General features: G+C 66.1%; 16 protein-coding genes. 13 read left to right on the plus strand and 3 right to left on the minus strand.

Annotated elements, in window-relative coordinates; translation table 11 throughout:
• Positions 1–43: 43 nt before the first annotated feature.
• Positions 44–3,619 (plus strand): methionine synthase, encoded by a 3,576-nt coding sequence (gene metH, locus T398_RS19415; protein ID WP_496448891.1) that lies wholly within the window; start codon positions 44–46, stop codon positions 3,617–3,619.
• Positions 3,620–3,999: 380 nt separating this feature from the next.
• The gene (locus T398_RS19420; RefSeq protein ID WP_496448824.1) at positions 4,000–5,289 is read left to right on the plus strand and encodes a choice-of-anchor A family protein; all 1,290 of its coding nucleotides are present in this window, start codon (positions 4,000–4,002) and stop codon (positions 5,287–5,289) included.
• Positions 5,290–5,341: 52 nt separating this feature from the next.
• On the opposite strand, the gene T398_RS19425 is transcribed toward T398_RS19420, so the two are convergent.
• From T398_RS19425 to T398_RS19435, 3 genes are all read right to left on the minus strand, one after another.
• Positions 5,342–5,530, minus strand: a complete 189-nt coding sequence (locus tag T398_RS19425; RefSeq protein ID WP_496448825.1) for a hypothetical protein — start codon at positions 5,528–5,530, stop codon at positions 5,342–5,344.
• 29 nt (positions 5,531–5,559) lie between these two features.
• The gene (locus T398_RS19430; RefSeq protein WP_496448827.1) at positions 5,560–6,633 is read right to left on the minus strand and encodes a nitroreductase/quinone reductase family protein; all 1,074 of its coding nucleotides are present in this window, start codon (positions 6,631–6,633) and stop codon (positions 5,560–5,562) included.
• 183 nt (positions 6,634–6,816) lie between these two features.
• Entirely contained in the window at positions 6,817–7,236 is a 420-nt protein-coding gene (locus T398_RS19435) for an NUDIX hydrolase (RefSeq protein WP_496448829.1), read from the minus strand.
• A 901-nt stretch (positions 7,237–8,137) separates the two neighbouring features.
• Between T398_RS19435 and T398_RS19440 the strand changes: the two genes are divergently transcribed.
• The 11 genes from T398_RS19440 to T398_RS19490 all read left to right on the plus strand — a co-directional run bounded on the left by T398_RS19440 (position 8,138) and on the right by T398_RS19490 (position 19,133).
• The gene (locus T398_RS19440; RefSeq protein WP_496448830.1) at positions 8,138–8,581 is read left to right on the plus strand and encodes a hypothetical protein; all 444 of its coding nucleotides are present in this window, start codon (positions 8,138–8,140) and stop codon (positions 8,579–8,581) included.
• A gap of 1,220 nt (positions 8,582–9,801) precedes the next feature.
• Positions 9,802–11,616 (plus strand): non-ribosomal peptide synthetase, encoded by a 1,815-nt coding sequence (locus T398_RS19445; RefSeq protein ID WP_496448892.1) that lies wholly within the window; start codon positions 9,802–9,804, stop codon positions 11,614–11,616.
• Complete coding sequence (locus T398_RS19450; protein ID WP_496448832.1) at positions 11,591–12,403, plus strand: thioesterase II family protein; 813 nt, start codon at positions 11,591–11,593, stop codon at positions 12,401–12,403. Before T398_RS19445 ends, T398_RS19450 begins: the two co-directional genes overlap by 26 nt.
• Positions 12,404–12,411: 8 nt before the next feature.
• Positions 12,412–13,611 carry a cytochrome P450 gene (locus T398_RS19455; RefSeq protein ID WP_496448834.1) on the plus strand — a complete coding sequence of 400 codons (1,200 nt, stop codon included), beginning with the start codon at positions 12,412–12,414 and terminating at the stop codon, positions 13,609–13,611.
• Positions 13,612–13,654: 43 nt separating this feature from the next.
• The gene (locus T398_RS19460) at positions 13,655–14,005 is read left to right on the plus strand and encodes a cupin domain-containing protein (protein ID WP_496448836.1); all 351 of its coding nucleotides are present in this window, start codon (positions 13,655–13,657) and stop codon (positions 14,003–14,005) included.
• On the plus strand, positions 14,002–14,520 hold the full coding sequence (locus T398_RS19465; RefSeq protein WP_496448838.1) for a thiamine pyrophosphate-binding protein: 519 nt from the start codon (positions 14,002–14,004) through the stop codon (positions 14,518–14,520). Before T398_RS19460 ends, T398_RS19465 begins: the two co-directional genes overlap by 4 nt.
• Positions 14,517–15,095, plus strand: coding sequence for a thiamine pyrophosphate-dependent enzyme (locus tag T398_RS19470; RefSeq protein WP_496448840.1), 579 nt, complete (start codon positions 14,517–14,519; stop codon positions 15,093–15,095). The genes T398_RS19465 and T398_RS19470 overlap by 4 nt, the downstream gene beginning before the upstream one ends.
• Positions 15,096–15,122: 27 nt before the next feature.
• The gene (locus T398_RS19475) at positions 15,123–16,166 is read left to right on the plus strand and encodes a type I phosphoribosyltransferase (protein WP_496448842.1); all 1,044 of its coding nucleotides are present in this window, start codon (positions 15,123–15,125) and stop codon (positions 16,164–16,166) included.
• A gap of 44 nt (positions 16,167–16,210) precedes the next feature.
• The gene (folE, locus tag T398_RS19480) at positions 16,211–16,744 is read left to right on the plus strand and encodes a GTP cyclohydrolase I (RefSeq protein ID WP_496448844.1); all 534 of its coding nucleotides are present in this window, start codon (positions 16,211–16,213) and stop codon (positions 16,742–16,744) included.
• A 37-nt stretch (positions 16,745–16,781) separates the two neighbouring features.
• Positions 16,782–17,981, plus strand: coding sequence for an MFS transporter (locus tag T398_RS19485; RefSeq protein ID WP_496448846.1), 1,200 nt, complete (start codon positions 16,782–16,784; stop codon positions 17,979–17,981).
• 6 nt (positions 17,982–17,987) lie between these two features.
• Entirely contained in the window at positions 17,988–19,133 is a 1,146-nt protein-coding gene (locus T398_RS19490) for an acyl-CoA dehydrogenase family protein (protein ID WP_496448848.1), read from the plus strand.
• The last annotated feature ends 22 nt before the right edge of the window (positions 19,134–19,155 follow it).

Raw genomic sequence — 19,155 nt, forward strand, 5'->3', positions numbered from 1 at the left:
GATATTGAGCCAGAAAGGCACGGCATCGTCGCTGCGGCAGCTGATGTCGCAGCGGGTTCTGGTGCTGGACGGCGCTTGGGGCACGATGCTGCAGGCCGCGAAGCTCACCGCCGCGGACTATCGAGGCGACCTGATCGTCGACCATCCGCAGGACGTCAATGGCGATCCCGACCTGCTCAACCTCACCCGGCCTGACGTCATTCTGGACGTACACCGGCAGTATCTGGCCGCCGGCGCCGATATCACCACCACCAACACCTTCACGGCGACGAGCATCGGCCAGGCCGACTACGGGCTCCAGTCACTGGTTCGGGAGATGAACGTTCAGGGTGCGCGGCTGGCCCGGCAGGCGGCGGACGAGTTCGGTGGCCGATTCGTGGCCGGCTCGATCGGGCCGCTGAACGTGACGCTGTCGCTGTCGCCGCGGGTCGAGGACCCGGCGTACCGCGCCGTCGACTTCGACGAGGTGCGCGCGGCGTACGCGGAGCAGATCTCGGCCCTGGCCGAAGGCGGCGTCGACCTCCTGCTGATCGAGACGATCTTCGACACGTTGAACGCGAAAGCGGCCATCGCCGCAGCTCGTGAGGTCGCGCCGCAGCTGCCGCTGTGGATTTCCGTGACCATCGTCGACCTCAGCGGCCGGACCCTGTCGGGGCAGACCGTGGAGGCTTTCTGGCGCTCGATCGAGCGGGCCGATCCGCTGGTCGTTGGCGTGAACTGCTCGCTGGGCGCGGCCGAGATGCGCCCGCATGTCGAGGAGCTTTCCAAGATCGCCAAAGCCTACGTGGCGTGTCACCCCAACGCCGGTCTGCCGAACGCTTTCGGCGGCTACGACCAAACGCCGGAGGAAACCGCCGGCCTGCTCGGCGATTTTGCCGCGGCCGGCTTGCTCAACATCGCTGGCGGCTGCTGCGGCACCTCACCGGAGCACATCGCCCGGATTGCCGCCGCCGTGGCCGACACCCCGCCACGGACGGTTGCCGCCCCACCTGAAGCCACCCGGTTCAGTGGGTTGGAACCGTTCGCGATCGGACCGGACACCGGGTTCGTGATGATCGGTGAGCGCACCAACGTCACCGGCTCGGCCAAGTTCCGTCGGCTCATCGAGTCGGACGACTATCAGGGCGCGGTCGACGTGGCCCTGGAGCAGGTCCGCGGCGGCGCCAACCTGCTCGACGTCAACATGGACGCGGACCTGCTCGACAGCGAGCGCGCCATGACGACCTTCCTCAACCTTATCGCCACCGAGCCCGAGGTCGCCCGGATCCCGGTCATGATCGACAGCTCGAAGTGGACGGTGCTCGAAGCCGGCCTCAAGTGCGTGCAGGGCAAGGGCGTGGTCAACTCCATCAGCCTCAAGGAAGGCGAGGAGTCGTTCCTGGCCCAGGCCCGCCGGATCCACGACTACGGTGCCGGCGTGGTGGTGATGGCCTTCGACGAGCAGGGCCAGGCCGACACCACCGAACGCAAGGTCTCCATCTGCGCCCGGGCCTACGATCTACTCGTCGAGCAGGTCGGGTTCGCGCCGGAGGACATCATCTTCGACCCGAACGTCCTCGCGGTCGCCACCGGCATCGCCGAGCACAACGGGTACGCGAAGGCGTTCATCGACGCCCTCCCGCTGATCAAGGCGCGCTGCCCGGGTGCCCGCACCAGCGGCGGCATCTCCAACCTGTCATTCTCCTTCCGCGGCAATGACGTGGTTCGCGAGGCGATGCATTCGGCGTTCCTGTTGCACGCTGTCCGCGCCGGGTTGGACATGGGCATCGTCAACGCCGGCCAGCTCGCCGTGTACGCCGACATCCCCGCCGACCTCGTCGAACTCGTCGAGGACGTGATTTTCGACCGGCGCCCGGACGCCACCGACCGCCTGGTCACCTTCGCGTCGACCGTCACCGGTTCCGGCACGAGGCGCGCGGTCGACCTTTCCTGGCGCGAGGCGCCGGTGCACGAGCGGCTGTCGTACGCGCTGGTCCACGGCATCGTCGACTTCATCGAAGAGGACACGGAGGAAGCCCGGCAGGGCGTTGACCGGCCCCTCAACGTCATCGAGGGTCCGCTGATGGACGGAATGAAGATCGTCGGCGACCTGTTCGGCGCCGGCAAGATGTTCCTGCCGCAGGTGGTCAAGAGCGCCCGGGTCATGAAGCGCTCGGTCGCCTACCTCGAACCGTTCATGGAAGCCGAGAAGGAGCAGGCCCGCCTGGAGGGCCGGATCGACCCCGGCCGCGGGCAGGGCAAGGTCGTACTGGCGACCGTGAAGGGCGACGTGCACGACATCGGCAAGAACATCGTCGGCGTGGTCCTGGGCTGCAACAACTACGAGGTCATCGACTTGGGCGTGATGGTTCCGGCCAGCCGGATTCTGGACACGGCCGTCGCCGAGGGCGCCGACGCCATCGGCCTGTCCGGCTTGATCACGCCATCGCTGGACGAGATGGTCGCCGTCGGCGCCGAGATGCAGCGCCGCGGACTCAAGATGCCCCTGCTGATCGGCGGGGCCACCACATCGCGTCAACACACCGCCGTGCGCATCGCCCCCGCGTACGACGGCACCACCGTGCACGTGCTCGACGCGTCCCGGGTCGTCGGCGTGGTCTCTGACCTGCTCGACGACGGTCGGGCCCGCGAGTTGGACCGCGCCAACCGCGTCGAGCAGGAGCAGCTGCGCGAGGCGCACGCCAACCGGCACTCCCAGCCGATGCTCGGCTTGGCTGAGGCCCGCGCCAACCGCGAGCAGGTCGACTTCAGCGACCTGCCGACCCCGGCCTTCACCGGCTGGCGGACGGTCCAGCCCACCCTGCCCGAGCTACGCGAGATGATCGACTGGCAGTTCCTGTTCTTGGCCTGGGAGCTCAAGGGCAAGTTCCCGGCGATCCTGGATCAGCCGGTCGCCCGCGAGCTCTACGACGACGCCAACACGCTGCTGGACCAGATCACGAAGGACGGCTCCTTCCAGGCCCGAGGCGTCTACGGCTTCTGGCCCGCGCACTCCGAGGGCGACGACATCGTCCTCGGCAGCGGGGTGCGCCTGCCGATGCTACGCCAGCAGACGGTGAAACCGGCCGGCCGGAACAACCGCTGCCTGGCCGACTACGTCGCCCCCGACGGTGACCACCTGGGTGGCTTCGCCGTGACCATCCACGGCGCCGACTCCCTGGCCGCGCACTACGAGGCCCAGCACGACGACTACCGCGCGATCATGGTCAAGGCGCTGGCCGACCGGCTTGCCGAAGCCTTCGCCGAGTACATCCACCTGAAGGCCCGCCGCGACTGGTTCGAGCCAGACGCCACGCCGGACCTCGCCGACCTGCACGCCGAACGCTTCCGGGGCATCCGACCGGCGCTCGGCTATCCCGCCAGCCCGGACCACAGCGAGAAACGGGACCTGTTCGACCTGCTGGAGGCCGCCGAGCTCGGCATCGGCCTGACGGAGACCTGCGCGATGACGCCGGCAGCCAGCGTCAGTGGGCTGATCTTTGCCAACCCGGCGGCGAGATACTTCACCGTGGGCCGTATCGGCAAAGATCAGATCGAAGACTACGCCGCCCGCCGCGCCATCAGCGTCGCCGAGGCCGAGCGGTGGCTGCGACCCAATCTGGCCTATGAACCGTCCTGACGCCGGCCGCGTCCGAACCGACCACGTGGTGTACCGGCCGGGCGGGAGCGCCACGCCATAACATCGTCGGGCAGCCGCCTCCGCGCCGGCCGCAGCGTGTGACCAGCGCGACCGCCAGGAATGGGCCGATCCGGTGGACCGCGCGGAGCCGACGGTCAGAGCGGCCGCACCCCCGCGCCGGCAGGGGTCCCGCGCCGGCAGGCGGTCCCGCGGGGGGATGGTCGGGCGGTCCCGCGGGGGGATGGTCGGGCGCGCTGGCCCCGGTCTGGTGCTACGCGGTCTCGACGCGACAGGCCCGGGTAGGTCAAGACGCATAAATCACCCATTCCGTACTTATCATCACCGAGGAGGGCAAGAAGTCGTCTATGTGATGGGAAGTCATGAACAAGTACGCAAAGGTGACTACCACCCGCACCACCGCGACCGCTGCGATAGCCGCCACCACCGCATTCGTGATGATGGGCAACGTGGTCAGCGCCGCGCCCGTCGGCCCGATCGACCCCGTCCAGGCCACCCAAGGATTCCTGGTCATGACGGAAGGAAACGCGACCTTGATCGGTACGGAGAACGAGGGGACGCTGGCCGTCGGTGGGAACCTCGCGTTCTCGCAGTACCAGTTGGCCGTGGTGAGCGCGGGAAACTTCTTCGCACCCGGCGAGGGCGTCCCCACGGCGCTCGTGGTGGACGGGCAGGTGGACTTCACGAACAGCGTGGCCGGCACCCGCCTCCAGGTCCTGCAGGGCGGGTTCGCCAAGATCGGAAACCTGAACGACACCTTCGTGCGGAATCTTGACAACAACAACGCGCCGGTCAATACGCGCATCCTGCCGGCCGACGACTATGACGCCTTGCCCCGGATCGAACTCGTCACCAACCAGTCGGTACCGAGTGTCGGCCCGGTCTCGGTAATCGACTTCGCAGAGGCGTTCCAGACCTTCCGGTCGAACTCCACCGAGCTCGCGACGTGCCAGAACACCGTCGTGCTGCGGGACCCGAACGGCGACCCGATCTCCTCCCCCATCCCACCCGGGACCAACGCCCTCGTCAACCTGAGCCCGAACACCACCAACGTACTCAACATCAACTCGACCGATCTGGACAACATCGGCATCCTGACCTTCCCCGACCAGCCGACCGCGAGCAGCCCGCTATTGGTCAACGTCGACACCACCGACGTGGGGGACACCTTCGTCTGGACCGCACCGAACTTCGCCGGCATCGGCGGGCCCGAGGCCCGGTTCATCCTGTTCAACTTCCCCACCGCCACCACCCTCACCCTCGCGCCCGGCGGCGCCACGGTCGAAGGAACGATCTACGCGCCGCGCGCCGATTTCACCGATCTTGACCAGAGCAACACCGAAGGCAGCATCATCGCGCGCACCCTGGAGCACCGCGGCGGGGAAATCCACGACTACCCCTTCAGTACGACCCTCGCCTGCGACAGCGCTTCCCCGACGGCCAGCCCGACGGCGACGCCGACCGCCAGCCCGACCGCCGATCCGACGGCGACCCCGACCGTCACACCAAGCCCGACCGGGACCGGCCTACCAATCACCGGATCGTCCAACGGGTCAATGCTCTTCGCCGGCAGCCTGGCCGTGCTAACGGGCACCGCCCTCCTGCTCACCATCGGTCTCACGCACCGGCGACGACGCAACGCCGAAAGCTGAGTGCAGCGGCGCACCGCTGCCTGGACGATGGCCCTCCGCCCGGCTTCGGGCATCACGTGCCGGCCGGGAGCACGGCGGGAGCACGGCGGGAGCACGGCGGGAGCATCCGGCACGGCGCGAAGCTGCTCCACGCGACGGCGTCAAGATCAATACGGTCGGGCCGGCGCGACGCCGCGGCCCAGCCCGACTCGATGATGAAGGTCTGTCGGTGCGAGCCCGGCCCGGTGCGGTGCCCCGACATGCTCGGGCACCTCACCGGTTCCCCGATGCTCAGTCCCGGCGAGGGTCCAGGACGACTACCGGAATCTCGCGGGTGGTCTGCTTCTCGTACTCCAGGTAGCGGGGGAAGACGCCCGTCATCAACGGCCAGAGCCGCTCGCGTTCGGCCGGCGTGGCCGCGCGCGCGGCCACCGGGAAGATCTCGGTCTTCACTTGGACAATCGCGTCCGGCTCGGCCATCAGGTTCTCGTACCAGAGCGGGTTGCGCGGCTTGGCGCCGTTGGAACCGACCACCACGAAGCTGTCGCCGTCACGGCCGTAGATCAGCGCGGTGCGGTACCGCTTGCCGCTACGCCGACCGGTGTACGTGAGCAGCAGCGACGGGAACCCGTAGTGGTCGTGCCCGAACTCGCCGCCGGTCGCCAGGTACTGCTGGACGTGGCTGGACACCTCGGGGACCTTGCTGTTCTCCACCCCGTCGGAAGCCGGCCCTGACGTGGCCCCCGTTCCGACCGTCGCGCGGATGGCGTTCCAGAAAACCTCCTCCGACTGCTCACCGACGAAGGCCGGGCCGCCGACGAAGCGGATCACCGGCACGCTTGTCGCCCCCGCCTCGCGTACCAGGCGCAACCCCTCGCTGACCTCCTGGTCGATGCCCTCGTCGCCGGCGGTCACGCCCAGCTCGCCGGCCAGCCGGGCCAGCGTCCGCGGGTCGCCGATGTTCAGGCCGTCGGTGAAATGCGCCCGGAAGAGCCGCTCGACCGCCGGCTCGGCCAGACCCTGCCGTGCGGCCCGTGCGACCAGGGCGTGCGCGCCGAAGGTCCCGGTGGCGATCGCCCGCTCGTAGTGCAGCTCGAGGCCGTCCTGCACCGCCGCCGCGGCCATGTGCCCGACGTTGCGGGCCGCCTCTGGACCGAACGTCTGCTCCAGCGCCTCCAGCAGTGGCGATCCCGTCGTCGGCGCGCCGGGGGCCAGCTCGAACGGGGCGATCCGGATCTCGATCTCGCCACCCTGCTCCCGCCAGCGCTCGGCGGCGCGTTCCAGCCGGGTGAAGCCAATGTACGAGTGCACGCAGATGAGGTCCAGCACCACGTCCACGCGCACCTTGCTGTCCACGTTATCCATGGGCCGAGTCTTCAGCCTCAACCCCGGTTGGAGTCAAGGCGTGTGCATGCCTAACACTGCGGCGAGCCGGGAGCTGGGTCGTCTTCGGCGGGCTCATCATGCTTCTTCCGGGACAAATCGAGTCCAGTCTGACGGAACACATCCAGCAGACGCCTTCAGTCGGCGTGCGCGCAGGGGCGTGAGTCAATTACTCAGCAAGTGCGCTTCATGCAAGTGAGCGAAAATTATCTTGTCGACAGGTGAGACTCTCTCCCGGTCACGCATGGTCAACCAGGCGATTTCCGCAATCTCGTTCGCGGCGGTCAACTCACCGGTGTATCCGGCCACATAGCACGTCATTCGCACGGTTACACCGACGGCATGTCCGTGCGCTTGAGCCTCGAACGTTCCATAATGCACAACCGTCGGCGCATCGATTCGAACCGACAGCTCCTCCTGGATCTCGCGGATCAGTGTTTCGAGGTCGGATTCACCCGTCTCACGCTTGCCGCCCGGCAGGTAATAGACATCCTTACCGACAGACCTTGTGCTCAGCACCCGCCGATCCTTCAAGTAGATCCAGGCGACTTTGTCGATCAACGTTGATCGGTTCTGCACGGCCATCGCTAAGATGCTACTACCCCGGAAGCCGGAGCCGGCCCCTCCACTCGGCGACCGACCCCGGTGCGCCTCCTCCAACAGTCGTTAGGGAAGTCGATCCCGGTGGAGATCGTCAGGATCTTGCAGTTGCGGATCTCGCGGCAGCCATGTCCGCGGTCGGTGTCGCGGGTCCTGTCCGGGACGGCCCGCCAGAGCAGGCCGGCGAGTTGGACGGGCAAGCTGGGCTGGTTGACCATGGTGGCCAGAATCCAATAAGCGCCGCGTTCGCCCAGGTAGGTGGCATGGTCGCGCTGGTAGTGCAACGCGTCAACGGTTATCACCGTTTGCACAGGTCGCCGATCTGGTCAAGCAGCGGCGCGAAGCGAGTGATTTCGTTGGCCTTGCCGTCCACCTCGGTGCTGACCAGGACCACTCCGGCGGTAGCTTGATCACAGGCGGCGAGGACACGCTGAGCGGCGGTGTCGGTAGTGTGGGAGCAGCGTAGAATCTTGCCGTACTCGGCGACCGCCTGCAGCTGGCACGGTGCTGTCGCCGTCGTCGGAGTGGCCAGTCAGCCGCTGTCCGCGGCGGTGAACAGGCATGGATTCACGGCCTGCAACCTGCAGCGGATCATCGATTCCGACGGGCGGCGGCCCGGAGCGATGCCCACCGCAAGCGCGGTGGCATCCTGGACGTCAGCGAATCACTCGGCGATCGCGGTGTACGAGCGATTGCTAGCCGCCACGGCGCATACGGCGGCGATGAGAACGGCCGTCAGTCTGTTCAGCACCCCGAGACGGGACGGGGATCCGGCATCTAGCCAGGCCGGCAGCCTAGGGCCCTGTTACCCCGGAATGACAGCCTGACCTGCCGCAGCTCCTGGACCAGGCGGGGCAACCGTGCCTCGCTGCCATACCCTGTCATGATGCCGATCATGGGAGTGCGACGTCTTGCCGGTCAGATGCGGCGTGCGCGGGTGTCGATAGCGCTCGCGGTCATCGTCGCAGTCATCGCCGGGCTCGGCGGCTATCGAGTGGGGGTGTCGCGTGAGCGGCATTCGGCGACCGCGGTCGTGTTGACGGGGACCGTAATCTGGTCTAACGAGGAGACGCGACTGATCGCGTTCGAGACGGATGGCGTCGCCCGTAAGCCCAACGATGGGGACACGTTCTACTCCGTGCTCACCGACGGTTGGCAGGACGCTGCGGGAACGATTCACCAAGGTCACACCTATCCGACCTGTCTGGCTGGAGAGGGCGGCAGCCCAGTTTCCATGGACCACCGCCGCGCTGAGTTGACCGTCATTGACTGGGACAACGGCGACGCCCAGCGGGTGCATGTCGCGGTCCGAGTCAGATGTTTGGATTGATCGCCATGGCACGCCGGCAGACGGGAATTCCTCGTCCCCAGAGGATGGTCCGCTGCTACCGCCCGACGGTCACGACCAAGATTCACATACTGCGGGCCGGCCGCCACCTACCCATGGCGAACCCAGCCGAAAGATCTTCAACCAAGCGCAAAGAATAGATCATCTCGAACATCTACGGACCACCCTCTGATAGCGGTGTAGCCCTTCAGCCCAGCTACCGTGGCCGCCGGGACCAACGCGAATACGACCGCGACCGGCTGATCACCGCCCTGACGCGAACGGCCGTCGGACCCGGCGAGGAACCTCCAGCAGACCGGGACATGACCGCGTGGACGACACATCCCCGGTCGGCGGCGGTGCGGACACCGGATCGGTGACGAAGACTACAGACTGCGAGATGACGAAGCTCCGTCCATATCCGACACGCCTTTCGCCGCTCCGTAACCCACCGCGACTATCGATCTTGAAACGGCCGTACCCCGGTCGCATGGCATAGCTTTGTCCCTCGCGCAGGCGTTTGCGGCCGGACCAGCGCATGATGGCGGTGGATTAACGTCAATCGGCGGCGTCGAGGCCCACCGTCGGCCGCGAGCATCTCCCAGCATCGACGTGATCTCCGGTGGGTCAAAGCCTACTTGCGTGCTCACTGACTTCTTTACGGCTTCTTTCCGTAACCGTTAGTAGCGATCCCCACTCCTGTGCAGCAGCTTCCGAACCTTGATCGGCGTCTCGGATCCTGCCATGGGAAGTGCAGGTCAACGGCGAGGTTAGCCGATGGCGAGCCACCCCTGACTGCAAACTTGCCAAGCCGGGTCCGCGATCACTTAATGTCACAATTCGAACTGGAGACGTCGAGATAAAGCTAGTTCTCCTGTCCATGAGAGCCAAGGACCACGTGAAGCCGCCTTGACTCATCCATCCAAGGAGGGCAATGTAGGAGACGGCGGTCGATCGGGTTAGCACTCCCAGCGAGGGGCTTCGATCCGCACGAGGGGATTGACAATGACGCGTCTTATGCCGTATCGCCCGTTAACTCTGCTTCGATAGCGTTGCCATGAAGTTCGATGCCACTACATCAAGCGCTTGATCCGGGCCCTTCCCGTGGAGCGGGCGGATGGCGGCCAGCAAACTGCTCGCACTCAGCCGCCGCTTTCGTGTGGCGCGGGAACGGTGCCGCGCCCTACGCGATAACCGCGGCCACAATGCGTTGGAGGTCAATGATGGCGGCGTCACCAGGCGTACGATCCTCCTTGTACGTGCCGGAGCTTTTCACTGCTCAGGCGAAGCGGACCCCGCATGCTGCCGCTGTGGTTTCGGAGGGCGAGGAACTCCCGTACGAGCAGCTAGACCGCAAATCCACGGGACTGGCCCGCCTCCTCACGAATCAAAACGCAGGCCGGGGTAGCACCGTAGCGATATGCGTTGAGCGGTCGCCATGGATGATTATCGGTCTGCTCGGCATTCTTAAGGCTGGTGCGGCGTACGTGCCGCTCGACCCGGAGTATCCCGAAGCGCGTCTTCGTCTGACACTTTCGGATATCGCGGCCGGCATCCTGCTGACCGAGCGTCGCTTCGCAGACCTCTTCTCCGATTACCCGGGAGTGCTGCTCTTCGTCGATGAGGCCGAAGGAATGCTAGGCGGAGGTACCGCCGATCCGATCGAGACCGCGATCAGCGGGTCTGACCTCGCCTACGTCACTCATACCTCCGGTTCGACAGGGCGCCCCAAGGGCGTCATGATCTCGCACGCTTCGCTGGCGAATCATGCTGCTGCGGTCAATAAGATCTTCAACTTCGGTCCCGGTGATCGAGTCCTGCTATGCAGGTCATTGAGCTTCGATGCTTCGGTGGAGGAGATCTTCCCGCCCTTGCTGCAAGGCGCCGCTCTGCTCATCGCCGGAGATCCACTGCGCCAGAACTTCCGGGCCCTGACCAGGCAGTTGATCGCCACCGAAGCGACGTTCCTCAGTGTTCCCACTGCGTTCTGGCACGGATGGGTGCTCGAAAAAGACTGCCTCACCCAACTGTCCGAGGAATCATCCCTGCGTCTGATGATCGTGGCCGGCGAGAAGGCGCACCGAAGCGCGCTGTCCATCTGGCAAAGGTACGTCAGCGACCGCATCCGGTGGTGCAACGTCTATGGCCCCACCGAGGCGACCGTGACGGCAACGGTGTACGAGCCCGCACCGGGTTGGGAGAACGACGATTTCACCACCGTCCCCATCGGCTACCCGATCCAAAACGTTCAGGCGCATGTGCTCGGTGCCGACTTGAACCCCGTGCCCGCCGGCTGTTTCGGAGAGCTCTACATCGGCGGAGCAGGCGTGGCAACCGGATACCTGAACTTGCCGGAGCTGACGTCCCGCCGGTTCATCCCCGACCGCTTCTCGGCTCGACCGGGCGCTCGGCTGTATCGGACCGGCGACATCGTCCGATCGGGATCCGGCGGCTGCCTCGAATACGCCGGCCGCGGCGACGACCAGGTGAAGGTGCGCGGATACCGGGTGGAGCTGGGAGAGGTCGAGGCGGCGGCCTCCGGGCATCGTGCTGTCCGGGCCTGTGCGGTCGTCGTCAAGGAGGGCGAACTCGATGGCAAGCGTCTGGTGTGTTTCGTCGTCGCCGATCGCGAGGGCGCCGCCTTCGTTGACGAGCTGCGGGCCTTTTTCCGCCAGATACTCCCCTGGTACATGATGCCGTCGTCCGTGCACGTCGTACCTTCGCTGCCGATGACCCCGAACCTGAAGATCGACCGGCTGGCTCTGCAGTCCCTTGATGTTGTGGAACCGTTGCGTGACCATGTTCCGCCGCGCTCGGCGACGGAGAGGGCGTTGGCGCAGATCTGGGAGGAAGCGCTGCAGCAGAAGGGCATCAGTGTCACCGAGGATTTCTTCGACTTGGGCGGACACTCCCTCGTCGCGGCCAGAATCATCTCGCTGGTTCGCTCGTCGCTCGGCATCGAGCTGCCCGTCCGCGAATTCTTCGCCTCGCCAACCATCGAAGGGCTGGCGAATGCCGTGGCGCGAGGCGGCAAGTGATGCGGCGGGCTGCAGCGATATGAGAAACAGCGCGCTGACTTCGAGACGTGGTGTTCGGCTCTTTCACCCCGTGCCGTCGGGCCGGCTGAGGCTCGTGTGTCTTCCCCATGCCGGCGGCGCCGCGAGCTACTTCCGGGATTGGGGCAAGCGGCTTCGCGAGGGCATCGAGCTCTGGGCGGTCCAGTACCCAGGGCGGGAGAATCGGCTCGGCGATCCTCTCCCGGCCGACATGGACTCGCTCGTCGACGACGTGACGGAAGGGATCCGCGGCCTGCTCGACCGGCCCGTCGTCATCTTCGGCCACAGCATGGGAGCGCTGGTCGGGTACGCGGTCGCCCAGAGGCTGACCGGCGTCGGTGAGCACGGCGCCGTCCGGCGGCTCGTCGTCTCGGGATCCGCTGCACCGCACCTGGCCCGCCCCTACCCCGGCCAAGAGAACGCGAGCCTGCTCAGCGACGAGCAACTCGTGCAGGCGGTCAAGCGATTCGGCGTCGACGGACTCCAACTCTTGGACGACGCCGACATGCGCTCCGTCTTGCTGCCCGCGATCCGGAACGACTTTCGCCTCGTCCAGTCGTTCGTCGCCAAGCCGCGCGATGTGATCGACGTCGAGGTCACCGCCCTGGTCGGACGGGAGGACAGCTTCGTCGACGCCGAAGAGGCACGCGCCTGGTCGTCCGTCACGAACAGCCAGTTCAGCTTCCGAGCATTCCCCGGAGGGCACTTTTACCTCACGAAATGCCGGGACGAAGTGTTGCACGCGGCACTTGACTCGATCGAGGTCTAGGTATCGTGATGATTTCTCCAGATCTTTCCGACCCCATCTTCTACCAGAACAGCGATCCGCTGCCCGTCTGGGAAAGACTCCGCCGGGAACATCCCGTCTACGACAATCGACGCGCCAACGGTGCCCGATTCTGGGCGGTGATGACACATAAATTGTGCACCGACATGCTGACGAATCCGAAGGTTTTCAGTTCGGCCAACGGCATGCGGCTGGATTCGAACCCGCAGGTGCTGGCACGGGCTGCGGGCAAAATGTTGAACGTCACCGATCCACCGCAGCACGACAAGATCCGCAAGTTGGTCAGCTCGGCCTTCACGCCCCGTACCATCCGGCGGCTGGAGGCAAACATGAGGGCAACCGCCGGCCGGGCCATCGATCTTGCGATAGCGGACGGTAGTTGTGAACTGACGCGGCTGGCCCACAAGCTTCCGGTCTCGGTGATCTGCGATCTACTGGGTGTTCCAGAACAGGACTGGGACTTCATGGCGGAGCGAACCAGGTTCGCCTGGGGTTCCACCGCCGCGGACGACCGGGAGGAGGTCGAGAAGGTAGCGGCGCACACGGAAATCATGGCCTACTTCCTCGACCTCGCCGCGGATCGCCGGAAGCGCCCCATGGAGGATCTCGTCAGTGCGCTGGTGCACGGCGAGGTGGACGGGCGGGCCCTGACCGACGAAGACGTCCTCTACAACTGTGACGCGCTGTTGTCCGGTGGCAACGAGACCACGCGACACGCGACGGTCGGAGGGCTCCTAGCCTTCGTAATGAACCCGGACGAGTGGAGCGCGATCCGCCAGAATCGCGATCTGCTCCCCTCGGCCATCCAGGAGGTCGTGCGTTACACCAGCCCGGTCATGCACTCCCTTCGAACGGCGACACGGGATGTCGAGCTCGGCGGCATAAACATTCGTGCCGGCGAGTACGTGGTGGCCTGGCTACCCTCGGCGAACCGTGATGAGCAGCTGTTCGACGATCCTGATCGATTCAATGTCAGGCGTTCGCCGAACCGGCATCTAGGTTTCATCCAGGGCAACCACCACTGCATAGGATCCGGCCTGGCCACCATGGAACTCACGGTAATGTTCGATGAATTGCTGAACCGCGTCTCCGAAGTGCGTCTCGCCGGCCCGGTGCGCCGTTTGAGGTCGAATCTGCTGTGGGGTTTTGATTCGTTACCGGTGACGTTCCACGCGGGCGCCGGAAGATGAGACGGCACCGGGCCTCCCGCACGAGCGAAAGGCTGATTGAAACGTGATCGAACCGAAGAGACCCAGCTCGGCGATTCCACTGAGCGGCGATGTGGCGCCCATCGGTACGGAGCTCCTGTACGCCGACGACGAGGTCCGCATCTGGAACCTCGAACTGGCGCCCGGGGAAAGCACCGAGGTGCACCAGCATCCGTGCGACTACGTCTACGTGGTCCTCGCCCCGGGGAGCACGGAGACACACCACCAGGACGGGCGGGTGGACCCGGTGACCGACGCCGTCGGCGACCACGTCCGGCACGGAATGGGCATACCGCACCAGCTGCACAACGTCGGAACCGGCCGCTACCGGAACATCATCGTGGAACTGCTGGGCGAGAAGACGAAGCCGTGGTGACGACAACCGCGGTGGATCTGGCCTACGAGGCGCTCGTCGCGGTGCACGTCGACCTAGTCGTCGCGGTGCCGGACTCCCTGCTGTCGCCGCTACTCAACCGTCTCGCCGATTCCGGTGCCATCTCCTACGTACAGGTCAACGACGAGGCCACCGCCGTCGCCATGGCCGCCGGCGCGAACCTCGCGGGGAGACGGGTCCTGGTCATCATGGAGAATTCCGGCTTGCGCCGAGCCTGCGAGACCCTCTCGCGGCTGGTGCTGGCTCACCGGCAACACATCGCATTGATGGTCTCCCACCGAGGCTCTTTCGGCGAGGAGAACTGGTGGGGTATAGCTCATTCCCGCACCATGAAAGCACATCTGGAAATGCTGGACATTCCGTCGAAGAGCGTCGAGTCGGTGGCCCAGCTCAGGGAGTCGCTGGAGGCGGCATTCGCGATGCTCGGTACCGGACAGTGCAGCGTCTGCGTGGTCGCGGAACGGCCGTTCCTGCAGGAATTGCGGGGAACGACGTGAACTCCCGGGAGGCCCTGCAGGCCGTGGTCGACACCATGGGCCGCGACGCCATCTTCGCGTGTTCCCTGGGGCGCACCAGCGAGGAAATGCATGCCTTGCGCCCAGATGCCACGCTCTTTATGGACAGCATGGGTGACGTAACCGCCGTTTCGCTGGGAATCGCGCTCAATGGTCCGGACTTTCCGGTGGTGGCGGTGGACACCGACGGCAGTTTCCTGATGAACCTTTCCGTCCTCACCGCACTGGGCGCGCTCGTGCCCACACTCCCGCACTACGGACTGGTGATTCTCGACAACGGCATCTACGAATCCGGGGGTGGCAGCTCGTCACGGTCCTGCGAACTGGACTGGGGAAGCCTGTTCCGAGGCGTCGGGCTCGACGTCGTCATTGCCGAGGAACCGGGTGAACTGAACGACTGGTGGAAGAGCCGCATCGTGGTGTGCCGAGTGGACAACCACGAGCCGGTGGACACCGTCGCCAAGACGGTGGACGGCGTCGAGTCGTCGTACTTGATCGAGCGTGCCATCGCGCGACGCCGGGCCGTGCCCGCGCGACGTCCGGCGCGCAAGGCCTGACCGGCAACGCAGAACGGAAGACGGCTAATGGAACTTCTCGCCCGTCGGGACCTATCCACGTGCTACCGGCACCACACCGCGGGTCTGGTCGACGTCATCGTGAGTTCGACGCCGGCTACCCGGCAACTCCTCACGGATCCGCACCTGGTGGGCAGTCGCTACGCCCACGTTCTCCGCACCGGTGTCCGCGACGCCCTTTCCCTGACGACGAGCGCGGTCCCGGCTCTCGAGGCGGCCCTGACGCGAACGCGAGCGGAGATCCTCACCATCCTCCGCGGGGGACTGACGTTCGACGCGCCGGGCGCCGTCGAAGCGGTGTCCGGGATACCACCGGCGGTCAGCTTCATCGGAACGCGCCGGCCCGGCGACGGTCCGGTGACGGTCGACTACGAGCGCTGGGAGGACGCTGACGGCGGCGTTCTGGTGCTGGGCGACATCGTCGCCACCGGCTCCACCGTCGAACTGGCGCTGCGGAAGGTGCTAGCCGAGGTCGCCGCGCATCGTCGCCGGATCTCGCATCTCGTCGTGGTCACGATCGCCGCTGCGCCCGGCCTTGCCGCCATCGAGACGCTGGTGAACACCTACGCCGCCGCCCTGCCGGCACCACCGTCCGCCACGATCATCGCCCTCGAGTCGATCTTCAGACTGCCCGAGCCCGGCGTGGACAACGGATTCCCGCAGGCGCCGTTCGACTTTCTCCGCAGTACGCCCGCAACGGCGCCCGAGTTCGAGTGGGAGCGGTTGAGCCACCCAGACAGCCTGCTCGAGAAATGCGCCGTCTACGACGGCGGTCTTCGCGCCTTCTCCCCCACGGGGCACCTCGATTTCCGCAAGGAATGGTGGACGGGGTTCCATCCGGAAACGAGCCTGGAGTCCCTGGCCCGGGTGACCGCCGGGCTCCATCACTTCGCACTGCCCTTCACTGAGTGGCGCGAGGTGGCCGCCCCGGCGGTCGCCAAACCCGACCCTGACCACGACCGGATATACGAGGCCGGTCGACGCGTATGGGAATCATTGAAAGGAGGCACTGTCGGTCACCACCTGGACGAGCGTCAGGTTTTGCAGCAGTAACAGCCGGAGCGTTTTACCACTCGCAGCTGAGAACGGAGCAGATGATGACGATCGCACAATGGCTCGAAGAGAATGTCACCCAGGACCAGCGCGCCCTGGCCTGGTACGAGGAGCCGGAATGCGAGGATCGCATCGTCCGGGCTTACAAGCAGTTGCTGAGCGGCTATGACACCGACACCACCAAGATCCTGAAGACCACGGTGAAGGTGGAGGGGGAACATCGCGGTCTAGTCCGCGTGCACGACATCAACTACTTCTCGATCTGCGCCCATCACTTCCTTCCCTTCTTCGGCAGGGTGCACATTGACTACGTGCCCGGCGACCGGATCCTCGGGCTCGGCAAGTTCCCCCGCCTCGTCCAGGCATACAGCCGCCGTTTCCAGATCCAGGAGTACCTGGTGAAGGACATCGCCGAAGAGATCATGGTGAGCGGTGGTGCCCGTGCCGTTCGGGTGTCCTCGAGCGGCAGGCACATGTGTATGTGCAGCCGGGGTCCGTCCGACCACACCGTCATCACCGACACTTCTTACGTATCCGGGGACCAGGAACTGCTCGATCGCTACGGGCTGAACTTCTGATCCTCACCGACGGTGAAGAGCGAGAGGCACCAAGCCCATGATCAGCGTTGGCACAACCACAGCCCTTGACGAGTACGGAGTCCGCCGCAAAACGGCGTTCGCCATCGGAACGGTGTGGTGCGCGGGTGTGCTCGCGGCTGCGGTGCTTGGTGCCCTCGCTCCGATCTCCGGGGCGATGCAGGAGCAGCTCGGTCTCTCCCTGGTAGAGATCGGATTGGCCACCTCCGTCATCACCTGCGTCGCCGCGGCGCTGGGGCTGCCGACAGGGGTCCTGATCCGGCGTCGGGGATTCCGGGCGGCCCTGCTGGCCGGGCTGGCGGTCCTCGGCACAGCCGGAGCCGGCGCCGCCTTAGCGGACACGTTTGCCGTACTTCTCGTCAGTAGGCTCGTCGCGGGTCTGGGCTACCTGCTCGTCTTCGTGGCAGGACCGGTGGCGCTCACGCGGTTGGCCAAGGGCCCAGCACGTGGTGCCGCCCTCGCCCTATGGGGCACCTGCATCCCGATCGGCCTGGGCGTCTCGGCGGCGCTGGGTGGAGCGGTGACCGCGGCCTCGAGCTGGCGGGTCTGGCTCGCGATGCTGGCGGTCGCTCCGCTGCTGGTTCTCCTCCTGATGACACAGGCGGTGCCGCCGACGACGGCAAGGACGGAGCAGGAACACATCCCCGTGAAGGTCCGCCGCCGGCCGTTGCTGCTGGCGGTGGCCTTCGCGGCAGTCGCCGCCATCGGCGTCGCGATCACCACCCTGCTGCCCCGATTCCTCGCCGAACGGCACGGCCTCAGCGTGGTGGACGCGGGTTTCGTGACGGCGGTCTTGTCCTTCAGCAATGTCCTCGGCAGTGTGGGCGCGGCCGTCCTGCTGCGACGATCACGGTCGCCGCAGCGCGGTATCTGGTGGATCGCCGTCGTGCCGGTGGCGGTGACGATCACGTTCCTGTCGCCCGTTCCCACCTGGGTAGCCATCGGTGCCGGCCTGGTGGCGTTCGTCTCCAACGGCTTTTTCGTCTCGCTGATGTTCGCCCTGGTTCCCTACACGGTTGACCACGACTCGGAAACGGACGTCGCGAATGGCCTGCTGGCCCAACTGGGCAGCCTCGGCACACTGCTCGCACCGCCACTGTTCGGAGCTACGGTCACCACATTCGACTGGTCGGCGACGGGAGTCCTCAGCGCCGTCGCGGTGATCGTCGCCGCCGTGACGCTGATGTTCTGTTTCCGCCGTGACGAGAGCGAGGATTGAGCCACGATGCCGGACCCCTGTCTTGCGCCGCTCCGGGAGACCACGCAGGTGCTTGTCGCAAATGCCGCCAAGACCGAGCAACTGGGAAGGGTCGCGCCCGAGATCATCGAGGCGCTCACCGCGGCCGGCGTCTTCCGGATGCCGGTCCCGGCCCAGTACGGCGGGCAGCAACTGCCGCTCCCCAACCAGGTCCGAGTGTTGTCCGAGATCGCGCGGGGGTGCGGTTCAGCCGCCTGGTGCACGGCCATCTACTTCACCGGAGCATGGGCCGCTGGCCTTTTCCCCGAGGAGGTAGCGCAGGAAGTGTTCGCGATACCGGCCAGCCGGACGAGCATCGTGTCCAGCCCCAGTGGGGTGCTCACCGAACACGGAACCGACTATCGGCTCACCGGGAAATGGGCGTTCAACACCGGGATCCACGATGCGGCATGGGACCTGCTGGGTGCGCGCCTCAACGGCCGCCACATGCTGGCACTGGCGCCGAAGCGTGATCTCACGGTGCACGACGATTGGCACACCAGCGGGTTGCAGGGCACGGGAAGCAGCACCGTCAGCGTCGCAGACCTGCGGGTGCCCCCGCAGCGTGTCCTGCCGTTCCCGGATCTAGGCTGGACGCGACCGGAGACACACCCGAGCTCGTCCGAGGACTTCTTCCATTACGAGCTCTATCCGCTGCTGTCGGCCTACAACGCCGGGCCTCCCCTGGGGCTTGCTCTGGCGGCGGAGGACTTCTTCGCTGGCCACGTCGACGGGCGGGCAATTACATTCACGCGGCACACGTCACAGCGTGATGCGGCTATCACCCATCACCAAGTCGGCGAGGTGAGGATGAAGATTCTCGCGGCGACCGCCCTCAGCGAGCGGCTTGTCACCAGGGTATCCGACCTGGCGAACCGCCGGATGAGTCACACGCTCACGGAACGTGCCGAGCAGCGGGCGCTCGCGGCGTACAGCGCCAGGCTCGCGTACGAGGCCGTGGCCATCGTCCAGAGAGCGTCCGGCGCCTCGTCCATTCGGCGCGACGTGCCCATCCAACGCATCCACCGCGATTCGCTGGCGATGAGTCTCCATGCAGCGTTGAACGCCGACTCGGCTCTCGAGATACACGGGCGGGTGCTGCTCGGCTTGGCGCCGGAAACGGTATTCCTCTGAGTCATGTCAACCAAGGGACCCG

It is taken from the genome of Salinispora goodfellowii, assembly GCF_059570675.1.